Genomic DNA, 12395 nt, shown 5'->3' with positions numbered 1-12395 from the left:
ACTCATGGCGAGCCTGAAAGACCTAAGAGGCCGCATCGCGTCGGTTAAGGCCACGCGCAAGATCACGAAGGCCATGCAGATGGTGGCCGCAGCGAAATTGCGTCGTGCTCAGGACCAGGCCGAAGCGGCTCGCCCCTACGCCGAGGGTCTGGACAAGATCCTCGGAAAGTTCGCGGGCAAGGCCATGCCGACCGGCCCCCTGCAACTGCTGTTGGAGGGAACCGGCAAGACGCAAACGCATCTGCTCGTGGTCGCCACCGGCGAGCGCGGGCTCGCGGGCGCGTTCAACTCGAATATCGCGCGACTTGCACGCGATCACGTGCGAGTGCTCCTTGCCGAAGGCAAGACAGTCAAGATCGTCACCATCGGCCGAAAAGGCGCTGACGTGCTCCGGCGCGATTTCGGCAAGCTGATGATCGACCATGTCGACCTGCGCGGCGTGCGCCAGATCGGCTACGTTCATGCGATCGATATCGCGCAGCGCGTCGTCAAGCGGTTCGAGGCGGGCGAATTCGACGTCGCCACTCTCTTCTTCTCGAAGTTTCAGAATATCATCACGCAGAAGCCCACGGCGAGCCCGCTTCTTCCGGTAGAACTCCCTGCCTCCGAAGGCGACTACGAGTTCGAGCCGGACGAGGCCGAAATCCTGCTCGATCTCGTGCCGCGCGCGCTCGCAACCAAGATCTTCAGTGCGCTGCTGGAGAATAATGCGGGCTTCTACGCGTCGCAGATGACCGCGATGGATAATGCAACGCGCAACGCAGGCGATATGGTGAGCCGCTATACGCTTGAGTATAACCGCGCGCGTCAGGCGATGATCACGAAGGAACTGATCGAAATCATCTCGGGAGCGGAGGCGGTCTAGCCTGCGGTTCCGAAGGCGCGTGCGGATACGCCCGCGCCGCTCTGCCAGGCAACGTGTTTGTTTCGGCTGTTGTTTTGGGGCCGTTTCCGTCCTATTCAGGTGGGATCGCCTGTCGAAACGCAGGATTGCGGCCCTCGGCGCGGCGTCCGTCGCGAGGTGTGCCCTTCAGGCCGGTCGCGACCGGCGAGACAAGCAGCCGAACAAGGCAACCCGCAAGGATTGCGCGGCGGTGAAACGAATTGAGTTCGGCGGCATCGGACGAATTAGGAGATGGTCGTCGTATCGGACAAAGATGGACCGGTTTTTGGGGAAGACAAGATGAGCGATAGACGAGTTGGCCGTATCAGGCAGGTCACGGGCGCCGTGGTGGACGTGCAGTTCGATGGGCCGCTGCCGTCGATCCTGAACGCGCTTGAGACACAGAATCACGGCAGCCGCCTTGTGCTTGAGGTCGCGCAGCATCTCGGTGAGAGCACGGTCCGCACTATCGCCATGGACTCAACCGAAGGTCTCGTCCGCGGTCAGGAAGTCACCGACACCGGCGAAGCGATCTCCGTTCCTGTCGGCGAAGAGACGCTCGGCCGCATCATGAACGTCATCGGCGAACCGATCGACGAAGCCGGCCCGATCAAGTCGAACCAGCGTCGCCCGATCCATGCGCAGGCTCCCTCTTTCGTCGATCAGTCGACCGAAGTCGAAGTGCTTGTCACCGGCATCAAGGTCGTCGACCTGCTGGCGCCTTATTCCAAGGGCGGCAAGGTCGGCCTGTTCGGCGGCGCGGGCGTCGGCAAGACGGTGCTCATTCAGGAACTCATCAACAACATCGCGAAGGGCCACGGCGGTTACTCCGTGTTCGCGGGCGTTGGCGAGCGCACACGTGAAGGCAACGACCTTTACTGGGAAATGATCGAGTCGAAGGTGAACGTCGATCCGCATGAGAGCGGGTCCGCGCAGGGCTCGAAGTGCTCGCTGGTGTTCGGCCAGATGAACGAGCCCCCCGGAGCGCGCGCCCGCGTTGCGCTGACCGGTCTGACGGTCGCTGAATATTTCCGCGATCAGGGCCAGGACGTGCTGTTCTTCGTGGACAACATCTTCCGCTTCACGCAGGCGGGCTCGGAAGTGTCCGCGCTTCTCGGCCGTATCCCTTCGGCGGTGGGCTATCAGCCGACGCTCGCCACCGACATGGGCGCCCTTCAGGAACGCATCACCTCCACGTCGAAGGGTTCGATCACGTCCGTGCAGGCCATTTACGTGCCAGCCGACGACTTGACCGATCCGGCACCTGCGGCCTCGTTCGCTCACTTGGACGCCACGACCGTGCTTTCGCGTTCCATCGCGGAAAAAGGTATTTACCCGGCGGTTGATCCGCTCGACTCCACGAGCCGCGCGCTTGAGCCGCGCATCGTCGGCGAAGAGCATTACAAGGTCGCTCGCCAGGTGCAGGTCATCCTCCAGCGCTACAAGGCGCTTCAGGACATCATCGCGATCCTCGGCATGGACGAACTGTCCGAAGAGGACAAGCGCACGGTCGCGCGCGCCCGCAAGATCGAGCGCTTCCTGTCGCAACCGTTCCACGTCGCCGAGGCGTTCACCGGCAAGCCCGGTGTGCTCGTGGACGTGAAGGACACGGTCAAGGGCTTCAAGGGACTCTGCGAAGGCGATTACGATCACCTGCCGGAGCAGGCGTTCTACATGGTCGGCACCATCGACGAGGCCATTGCGAAGGCCGAAGAGATGGCGGCGGCAGCCTAGAGCCCGTTCCGATCTGATTGAATCGCGATCAGATCGGTAAAACGGTCTCTTTTCTGAGGTTTAGAGACGGATTCACCGATCAGGTTGGGGCAACCTGATCGGATCCGGCTCCAGGTAAACGGTAACGGCCGCTTTCGCCCCGCGCTTGGACGCGCGAGTGAGGGTGGCCTGCGGATTTTCACGGTTCAGCGCCGGAGAACGGACCCGAGATGGCCGAGACTATTTACTTCGAACTTATTGCGCCGGATAAGCGGCTTTTATCCGCCGACGTCTCGGAGGCTGTGCTTCCGGGCCAGGAAGGCGACCTTGCAGCGCAGGCGGGACGTGGTCTTCTGATCCTCAAGTTGCGCCCGGGCATCCTGACGACACGCGCGAAGGACGGCGAGAAGCAGTTCTTTCTGCGCGGCGGGTTCGCCGATGTCGGGCCGGACAAGACGACGGTGCTGGCCGAATACGCCATTCCGCTCGAAGAACTCACCGGCGCTGTTCTGACGGATGAAATCGCGCAGGCTCAACAAGCGCTCGACGACGCGAAAGACGATGCCCGCAAGATCTCGTCCTGGGATCGGCTCGAACGTTTGCAGACCTTGAAGATTCGGCTCGCTCTTTAACGAAGGCGGGTTCAAACTCGTTCGGCGACGCGTCGTCGAGCGCACCCTTCTCCTGGCTCCGGCGCAAGCGCCGCTTTTTATCGCGCCGTAGCCATCGGGGAAAGCTGCTTCATCGGTCAGCATTGCACGCTCGGTCGCGATGTCGAAATGGCGGCTGGTTCCGCGCATGTCTCTCCTCATCGATGGCGCGCGCCTTCAGCCCGACGAGAAGCGGCAAGCCCCTTTGCAAGGAAAGCAAGCCGCGCTTCGGTTGGGCAGCATTCGGCATCTATCCAGACAAGAGCGTGGATATTGCGGCGAGATCTCGTCGGAAGCGATCTACGTTCAGGTCATCAGCGCCATGAACGCCCTGTAGAGCACGACCGGATTATGGTGGCCCTTGTAGACGGGCGGCGGTGCCTTATCGAGTTGAAGCAGCGAGTAGACCGCCGTCTGCGCCGAGCGCACCGAATATTCCACCGTGAACACGGTATCGTCGGAAAGCTCGCAGAACTGCCCCGCGAAGGCGAGGTTCCACCAGCCTTTCGGCATTACATGCGGCCGGTCTCCCGGCGCGCGCGTCAGGAATTCCGACATGATGTAGGGCATCGCGCGGGGGATGACGATGGCGTTGTCGAGAACCTGCGCGGCCTTGTTCTCGGCCCTGAGGTGGCCCAGCACCTCCATCATGATTTCGCGGCCCGTACACGCCGCCATGGGCTTCCTCACGAAATTGCCCGGGCGGTCGACGGTAAGCCCGTAGCCCCAAAACACCTCCACATCGTGGGGCTGGCCGATGAAATGCGGCTGCTGCGGGAGCGTGATCGAAAGCAGCCAGCCGGAGTCGGCGAAGGTGATGAGCCCGCCTTCGCCCGGCACGTTGCCGGTGAAGTCCTTGACCAGCCGGAAAAAGGCCGGATCGCGCATCGTGCCTGTGAAGGACACCCATTTCGCCTCGTCGACGCGGTTGTCGAACGCCGACGGCTTGCCGAATTCCGCGCGGCCCTCGGCGATCTTTTCCCACAGTCGCCACGCCGCGCCACGCCGGTTCGGCTCGAACGGTGCAGCCCTGTCCATAGCGCCGGTGGACGCGGAGTCGATCATCGAGCCGAGCGTAACGATGGTGTAGTCGTTCGAGTCGAGCCTGATTTCCTCGGCCACGCCGTCTTTTTCGAGAATGAGGGCGGCGGGGCGTTGCGCGTCCTCGATGCGCTCGAAGCGGATGTCGGTGACGGCCGCGCCCGTCTTGTAACGCACGCCGCGTTGTTCGAGCCAGCGCGCGAGCGGCCGCACCATGGTGTCATACTGATTGTAGGGCGTGCGCATGAAGCCCTGAAGGCGGCTGAAGCCAGGCATCATATGCACGAAGCGCATCAGATAGCGCTTCATCTCAACCGCGCTGTGCCAGGGCTGGAACGCGAAGGTTGTGGCCCACAGCGTCCAGAAGCCCGTCGAGAAGAACGCCTCGTCGAAATGATCCTTGACCGCGCTCGATCCGAGAACGCTTTCGGGGCTCAACGCGATGTTGATGATGCCAAGCCGATGATCTTCGCTGAGGCCGAATTCCGGCGATTCAACTTTCTGGCCGCCGCGCACGATACGGGCACGCGCGTTCGTCTTCAACGCCTCGTTGCAGGCGAAAATGTCCTGCGTGACCGAGCGCGAGCCGTCGAGCGCGGGAATGGTCGAGAACAGATCGAACGTACAGACATAATGCGGTTCGAGCACGCGGCTCCCGCGCGCCACATAGCCCGTCTCGACCGAGCCCGCCTGATCGAGGCTGCCGCCGGGCCTCGGCTGGTCGCCATAGATGGTGATGTTGCGTCCGGCGATCTTGCCGTCGCGTATGAGAAAGGCCGCTGCCGCGAGAGAGGAGATGCCCGCCCCGATGAGATGAAAACGGGCCTCATGGGGATTGGGAAAGTCGGACTTTTCCGTTTGCGGTTCTATGCTCAAGGCCAAGCTCCAAATCTCGCAAATCGCGTGTCGATTGCGAATGTAGCAAACTATTCTTGCTACTCGTCTGAAGCAATTGGTTCGGGTGTCGCGATAACGTAAAAGTCACCGCACAGTCTGGATCGGCGACAGCGGCGCTGTCATGGCCTTGTCACGTTTGGCGCGAGTGTCCGCTTGGCGAGCGCGGGCATGGCGGCGAGCTTGCGCCGCCAGTTCGGGCGCTCGCGGTCGGTGCCGGGGAGGTTGACGGCGGTCGTCTCGCCCGCAAGGTCGTCGATCTGCTCGATGGCGATGAGCGACGACGCGGCGCCGAGCAGGCGATGCGCGGCTTCCGTCAGAGCGGGATCGAAAGGCGCGTCCGGCGATCCATCGAACGCGATACCTTCCGCCGCTAGAAGCGCGATCAGCGCGGCCTTGTCGGTGGCCCGGCGGTCGCGGGCTGCCGTCGCCTCGTCCGGCGCTATCAGGCCGAGCGCTTCCTTCTCGCGGATGTCCACGCCCTCCCACCAGCCTTTCAGCGTCGGCAAATCGTGCGTCGAGAGGCAGGCAAGAGACTTCTCCGGATAGGTGCGGGGCGCGGCGAAACCGTCGCCGTCGCGCTCGAACCAGAAGACGCGGTAGCTCAACACGTCCGCCGCTTCCATCGTCTCGCGGAAGTCCCATGGCACGGTGCCGAGGTCTTCGCCGATGACGACGCAGCGCGCGCGCTGGCTTTCGAGCGCGAGTTCGCCGATGAGGTCGTCGACCGGAAAGCCGATATACGCCCCGTCGCGCCCGCTCGCGCCTTCGGGGATCACGAAAAGCCGCGCAAGGCCCATCGCGTGGTCGATGCGAAGCGCGCCCGCGTGGCGCATGTTCGCCGCGATGACGCCGCGAAACAAATCATAGCCGTTGCGCGTCCATGCGAGCGGGTTCGGCGGCCGAAGCCCCCAGTTCTGGCCGCCTTCGGCCAACGGATCGGGCGGCGCGCCAATGGCGGCGCGCTTCAGCATCTGATCCGCGTTCGCCCAGGCTTCCCCGCCGTCGGGCGCCGCGCCCACGGCGAGGTCGCGATAGAAGCCGAGCCACAGCCCGGCTTCGCGCCCGTCACTGGCGGCGCCATCGAGCTGCGTTTCAGCAATCCATTGCATCCACTGATGAAAGCGAAGGCGCGGCGCATGCTCCGCCGCGAAGGACGCGAGCGCGGACGGATCGCGGTTGCGAAGCGCGTCGGGCCATGCGGGCCACGGCTCGCCGGGGCGTGTCTCGCCGATGACCTCGAACAGCGCGAAGCCCGCAAGCGACGTGCCGCCCGCTGCCACGAAGGCATTGAAGCCTGTCTTGTCAGGCGCCGCCTCGAAGTCCGCGAACGCCGCTTCGAGAACGGCGCGCTTGGCATGCCAGACGCTCGCGTAATCCACGGTCGGCGTGGCTGAAAGCACAGCAAACGCGGCGGCGTGCTCCGCGAAGGCAGCGCGCACGCGCGGGCCGCCGAGCGCCGAAACATCGATATAAAGCGGGTCGAGGAAGCGCCGGTCGGACGGGTAATATGGGCTGGCGCATTCGCGGTCGCCCGGAAACAGAGCGTGCATCGGGTTCAACCCGAGCGTGGCGTAGCCCGCGCGCGCGGTTTCTTCGGCGATCCGGCCAAGCGTCGTGAAATCGCCGATGCCTTGATCGCCGTCGCGCCGGAGCGAATAGAGCTGCGCGGCGAGGCCGGTCGCCTTTCCGCCGTCGCGGAGCCGCTCGGGCAGATAGCAGCGGCGCGGCGCGATCGTGAGGCGGCAGGCGGCGTCGGGATGCGTTTCGAGGCGCAGCGTGTAGCGGCCGGGCGCAAGCGGGGGCAGGGGCGCGCGGATCGTGTCGATGCGGCGGCCGTCCGGCGCGGTGATTGTTTCGGAGGTGGTTTCCGCAAGCGCGACGGCGTCTTCGCCGCCGTCTTCGCGCCGGGCGATGAGCCAACGAGGCGCGCGGCGGTCGTCGACCGCGATGCAAAGCGTCGCCGCCTCGCCTTCCCGCGCGACCGCCGAAAACGGCAGCTTGCGGCGAAAGCGCTCATCGGAAAGGCGGCCAAGGCTCGCCCGCGCCTCGCCGCCCGTTTCGGCGGGAAAGCCCATGTCGGAGAGCAGCGCGCGCTTCGTTTCGTCCGGCACGACATGGCGCTCGCCTTTGATGTCGTACCAGTCCGGCGCGATGCCCGCCGCCTGCGCGAGGCGGTCGAGAAGCCCCGGCTCGGCGCTGCGGCGCATCCCGCCGCCGCTCGCGCCTGTGACCTCCGCCAGCACGAGAACCGAGCGCGGCGCGATTTCGGCCAGCCCATCCGTCGATGCGCTTCGCGGCTCGCCGGTTTCGTCCGAACTGTTGAGCACGGTGCGCCACGCGAAGCCCTCGCGCGGCTCCGGCAGCGCAATCCGCACCGCGTCCCGCCCGGCATGAAGCGCGACCAGCACGCGATCCGCCGCGCGGCCCTCCGCCTCAGGCGCGTAAAGCGCAGCGATCACGGTGTGAAGATCGCCGCGCGTCCAGTCCTCCGCCTGCATCGGCGCGCCGGACGGCGACAGCCATTGCACATCGGGGAAACCGCTCGCATCCTGCGGTTCGCCGGAAAGGAAACGGTCGCGCCAGAGCGCCGGATGCGCTTTCCGCAGTGCAATCGCGCGCGCGGCGAACGCGGTCAGCACCGCGTCCGCCTTGGCCCAGTCGAGCCACGCCGTTTCATTGTCCTGCGCGTAGGCGTTGTTGTTGCCGTGCTGCGTCTGCCCGGTTTCCGCGCCCATGACGAGCATCGGCGTGCCGCGTGCAAAGAGCAGCGTCGCGAGAAGCGCGCGTTCGTCGCGCCGCCGCGCCGCTAGGATGGCCGAATCGTCGGTCGTGCCCTCGGCGCCATTGTTCCAGGAGAGATTGTCGTTCGTGCCGTCGCGGTTCTCTTCGCCGTTGGCCGCGTTGTGCTTGCGCTCATGCGCGACGAGATCGGCCAGCGTGAAGCCATCATGCGCGACCACAAAATTCACGCTCGCGGACGGGCGGCGCCTGCCGAAAATATCCTGCGAGCCGGAAAACCGTGTCGCCATTTCCGAAGCGAGTCCGCTGTCGCCGCGCCAGAAGCGGCGCGCGCCGTCGCGGAACCTGTCGTTCCACTCGCCCCAATTCGCGGGGAAAGCGCCGACCTGATAGCCTCCCGGACCGATGTCCCACGGCTCCGCGATGAGGCGAAGGCTGCGCAGGAGCGGATCTTGCGCGACGGCCGCGAGCAGCGGCGCGTGGGCGTCGAAGCCCGTTTCGCGGCGGGCGAGCGTCGTCGCGAGGTCGAAGCGGAAGCCGTCCACGCCGCCGAGCGTCGCCCAGGCGCGCAGGCTGTCCATGATAAGGCGCAGCACGGCGGGACGGTCGGCGGCGAGGATGTTGCCGCACCCCGCGTCGTTCACGTAGAAGCGCGCATCGTCGGCGCGAAGGCGATAGTAGGTGGCGTTATCGAGGCCGCGAAAGCTGACCGTGGGGCCGAGTTCGTCGCCCTCGCCCGTATGGTTGAAGACCACATCCACGATTATCTCGATGCCCGCCGCGTGCAGCGCGTCGGTGGCGGCACGCACCTCGGCCCAGCCGCCGGGCGCAAGGCGCGGGTCCGGGGCCATGAAGGCGACGGGGTTATAGCCCCAATAATTCGTGAGGCCCACTGCCGCGAGGTGCCGCTCATCGATCCACGCGGCTGCGGGCAGAAGCTCCACCGCCGTCACGCCGAGCTTCACGAGGTGCTCAATGGCGGCGGAGTCGGCAAGCCCGGCGAAGGTGCCGCGCACGGGTTCCGGCACGCGCGGGTGGCGTCTGGTGAAGCCCTTGACGTGCAGTTCGTAGAGGATTGCAGGCGCGCCGTTCGTGGCGAGGGCGCGCGCATCGCGGGCACCATGCGGGAGGTCGAGCGCGATAGCCTTCGGCATTGCAGGCGCGCTGTCCGCATCGTCGCGCGTGAGGTCGTCGGTGCCGAGCCGATAGCCGAACATCGAGGGATGAAGCTCGAACGGGCGGTCGAGCGCCAGCGCATAAGGATCGACGAGGAGTTTCGCAGGGTTGAAGCGATGGCCGCTCGCTGGATCGTATGGCCCGTGTGCGCGAAGCCCGTAGCGCGTTCCGGCGGCAATCCCTTCAACGTGGCCGTGCCACACATCGCCGGTGCGAGCGGGCAAGCGAATACGCTCCAACTCGCGTTCGCCCGTTGCATCGAACAGGCAAAGCTCGATGGCGGTTGCATGCGCGGAGAAAACGGCAACGTTCGCGCCGCGTTCATCGAGCGTCAGGCCAAGCGGCTCGGGCGAGCCTTCGCCGACGCGGATCGCCGTCACGCCGACGCGCCCGAAACCGTCGAGCGCTCGGCGACAAGCTCGCGATAGAGCAGGGCATAGCGTTTTGCCGGTGCGCGCCAGGATACGTCGGTGGCCATGCCGTTCGTTTGAAGCCGCCGCCACGTGTCGCGATCCCGGAACAGGCGGCCCGCCTTGCGAAGCGCGAGTTCGAGGCTTTCGCGCGTGCCGTGCTGGAACTTGATGCCCGTCGCCACGCCCGCCGCGAGCGCCATCTCGTTCGCGTCGATGATCGTGTCCGCGAGGCCGCCGACGCGCGCTACCAGCGGAACGGCGCCATAGCGCAAACCACAAAGCTGCGTCAGGCCGCATGGCTCGAAGCGCGACGGCAGGGCCAGCGCGTCAGATCCCGCCTGAATGCGGTGCGCGACCGCTTCGTCATAGCCCAGCTTCACGCCGACGCGGCCGGGATTTGCGTCTGCTGCCGCGCGGAAGCGTGCTTCGAGGTCCGCATCGCCCGCGCCGAGAAGCGCAAGCTGCATCCCCTCGTCAAGAAGCACGGGCAGCGCATCGGCGAGGAGGTCGAGACCCTTCTGCCATGACAGGCGGCTGACCACGCCGACGACGAGCGCGCCCGGCTCGGATGCGAGGCCGAAGATGTCCTGAAGCGCCGTCTTGTTCTTCGCGCGAGTGTCGAAAGTTTCGGCGCTGTAGGTGGCGACGATGCGGGGGTCGGTCGCCGGATCCCATACGCCGGTATCGATGCCGTTCAGGATGCCGGAAAGCCGCGCGGCGCGCTCGCGCAACAGGCCGTCGAGGCCCATTCCCGTTTCCGGTTGCTGGATTTCGAGCGCATAGGACGGCGAAACGGTGGTGATCCGGTCGGCGAGGCGCAAGCCGGCTTTCAGGAAACCGATCATGCCGTAATGCTCGACGCCGTCGATGGAGAAGGAGTCGGGCGGCAGGCCGAAAGGCCCGAGCAGTTCGGGCGGGAACTGGCCCTGAAACGCGAGATTGTGAACGGTGACGACGGTGGCCGCGCCGCCCTTGCCGCCATAGCGCAGATAGGCGGGTGCAAGCGCCGCCTGCCAGTCGTGCACATGGAGGATGTCGGGCTGGAAGGCGGGGATTGCGCCCTCGGCAATTAGCGCGGCCGTCTTGGCGAGCGCGGCAAAGCGGAACGCGTTGTCGGGCCAGTCCGTGCCGTCGGGCTGCGTGTAGGGATTGCCGGGGCGGTCGTACAGATGCGGCGCGTCGAGCACGAAAAGATCGATCTCGCCAGCCGTTGCCGCGAGCACGCGCGCCGGTGCGCCGAACAGGTCGGGGATCTCAAGGGCCGTCTCGCAGCTTTCGAGCGCGCCGATCACCGAGGGATATCCGGGAATCAGTGAGCGAACGTCGATTTCGAGGCCGGACAGCGCGCCCGGAAGCGCGCCCGTGACGTCGGCGAGGCCGCCCGTTTTCACGAGCGGATAGAGTTCCGAAGCGGCTGACAGGACCTTGAGACGGCTCACGCTTCCAACCTGTCGATCATGGGCTGGGTAATGAGGCAAATGCCGCGCTCGGTCCGGCGGAATCGCAGCGCGTCTTCTTCCGGATCCTCGCCGACGACGAGCCCTTCGGGTATTTTTACATTGGCGTCGATGACGACGTTGCGAAGGCGACAGGAGCGAGCGACCTGAACATAAGGCAGGATGACCGCGTTTTCGACCTTGGAGAACGAGTTGATGCGCGAGCCGGTCGAAAGGAGCGTGTTGCGGATCGTCGCGCCGGACACGATGCAGCCGCCGGAGACGAGCGAGGCGATCGCTGACCCGCGACGCCCGTCCTCGTCGTGGACGAATTTGGCGGGCGGCGTCACTTCGTTGTAGGTCCAGATCGGCCATTCCTGATCGTAGATGTCGAGATCGGGAACGACATGCGTCAGGTCGATATTGGCCTGCCAGAAGGCGTCGACGGTGCCGACGTCGCGCCAGTAGGCGCCAGCCTCGGTTTCCGCGCGAACGCAGGAGCGCTCGAAGCTGTGCGCGACGGCTTTTCCGTTCTTCACGATGTATGGAATCAAGTCCTTGCCGAAATCGTGGTTCGAATTCGGGTCGGCGGCGTCGCGGCGCAGCATGTCGAAGAGAAACTGGGTCTCGAAAACATAGATGCCCATGCTGGCGAGCGAGGTTTCCGGCTTGCCGGGCATGGTCGGTGGATCGGCAGGCTTTTCGACGAATGAAAAGATCTGGTCCGTCTCGTCGACATGCATCACGCCGAAGCTGCTGGCCTCGCCGACGGGCACTTCGATGCAGCCCACCGTCACGTCCGCGCGCTGATCGACATGCTGCTGGAGCATGAACTCGTAATCCATCTTGTAGACATGGTCGCCTGCGAGGACGACGATATATTTGGTGCCGTAATCTTCGATGATGTCGATGTTCTGGTAAACGGCGTCGGCTGTGCCGAGATACCAGAGCGATTCGGAAACGCGCTGGCTTGCGGGCAGGATATCGAAGCTTTCGTTGCGGATCGGGCGGAGAAAATTCCAGCCGCGTTGCAGATGGCGGATCAGGCTGTGCGCCTTGTACTGTGTCGCCACCGCCATGTGCCGGATACCGGAATTGTACGCGTTCGACAGCGCGAAATCCACGATCCGCGATTTGCCGCCGAAATAGACGGCGGGTTTCGCCCGCCGGTCGGTCAGTTCGAGCAGGCGGCTGCCACGTCCGCCCGCGAGGACATAGGCCATGGTGTGACGTGCAAGAGGGGAGCTTCCAACTGGTCTCATTACTGTCCTCCGAGTCGAGTTTCTGCCTGCCCGAACCGAGGCGGCACGATAACAGACTGCACTCGTGTTACGCGGCTTTTGCCTCGACGCGAACGCCGGGGAATTAACGGAACCGTTCCCAAAACAGTGCGCGCTGGCGCTGACCGATCCCTTCGAAAGTGATGGAGAACCATCACAGTTTTTTG

7 protein-coding genes are annotated in these 12395 nt (G+C 65.1%); 3 read left to right on the top strand and 4 right to left on the bottom strand.

Annotation, left to right across the window (positions count from 1 at the left end):
• The first annotated feature begins 4 nt into the window (after positions 1-4).
• From KKP04_RS06295 to atpC, 3 genes are all read left to right on the top strand, one after another.
• The gene (locus KKP04_RS06295; RefSeq protein WP_215028116.1) at positions 5-865 is read left to right on the top strand and encodes a F0F1 ATP synthase subunit gamma; all 861 of its coding nucleotides are present in this window, start codon (positions 5-7) and stop codon (positions 863-865) included.
• Positions 866-1183: 318 nt separating this feature from the next.
• Positions 1184-2617, top strand: coding sequence for a F0F1 ATP synthase subunit beta (gene atpD / locus KKP04_RS06290; RefSeq protein WP_215028114.1), 1434 nt, complete (start codon positions 1184-1186; stop codon positions 2615-2617).
• Between the two features lie 209 nt (positions 2618-2826).
• Positions 2827-3228 carry a F0F1 ATP synthase subunit epsilon gene (gene atpC, locus KKP04_RS06285; protein WP_215028112.1) on the top strand — a complete coding sequence of 134 codons (402 nt, stop codon included), beginning with the start codon at positions 2827-2829 and terminating at the stop codon, positions 3226-3228.
• Positions 3229-3552: 324 nt separating this feature from the next.
• Here the strand turns inward: atpC and KKP04_RS06280 are convergent, their stop codons facing one another.
• From KKP04_RS06280 to glgC, 4 genes are all read right to left on the bottom strand, one after another.
• Positions 3553-5163 (bottom strand): oleate hydratase, encoded by a 1611-nt coding sequence (locus KKP04_RS06280; protein WP_215028110.1) that lies wholly within the window; start codon positions 5161-5163, stop codon positions 3553-3555.
• Positions 5164-5303: 140 nt separating this feature from the next.
• Positions 5304-9479, bottom strand: a complete 4176-nt coding sequence (gene glgX / locus KKP04_RS06275) for a glycogen debranching protein GlgX (protein WP_215028108.1) — start codon at positions 9477-9479, stop codon at positions 5304-5306.
• Positions 9476-10951 (bottom strand): glycogen synthase GlgA, encoded by a 1476-nt coding sequence (glgA, locus tag KKP04_RS06270; RefSeq protein ID WP_215028105.1) that lies wholly within the window; start codon positions 10949-10951, stop codon positions 9476-9478. Before glgA ends, glgX begins: the two co-directional genes overlap by 4 nt.
• Entirely contained in the window at positions 10948-12210 is a 1263-nt protein-coding gene (glgC, locus tag KKP04_RS06265; RefSeq protein ID WP_215028103.1) for a glucose-1-phosphate adenylyltransferase, read from the bottom strand. The genes glgA and glgC overlap by 4 nt, the downstream gene beginning before the upstream one ends.
• Positions 12211-12395: the final 185 nt, after the last annotated feature.

It is taken from the genome of Rhodomicrobium sp. Az07, assembly GCF_018619475.1.
Classification (GTDB): domain Bacteria; phylum Pseudomonadota; class Alphaproteobacteria; order Rhizobiales; family Rhodomicrobiaceae; genus Rhodomicrobium.
This window is presented reverse-complemented; position numbering and strand designations above follow the sequence as displayed.

Bases quoted from the DNA above. Each gene is read 5' to 3' on its own strand.
- atpD (WP_215028114.1), top strand. From the start codon at position 1,184: ATGAGCGATAGACGAGTTGGCCGTATCAGGCAGGTCACGGGCGCCGTG.
- glgC (WP_215028103.1), bottom strand. From the start codon at position 12,210: ATGAGACCAGTTGGAAGCTCCCCTCTTGCACGTCACACCATGGCCTAT.
- atpC (WP_215028112.1), top strand. From the start codon at position 2,827: ATGGCCGAGACTATTTACTTCGAACTTATTGCGCCGGATAAGCGGCTT.
- KKP04_RS06295 (WP_215028116.1), top strand. From the start codon at position 5: ATGGCGAGCCTGAAAGACCTAAGAGGCCGCATCGCGTCGGTTAAGGCC.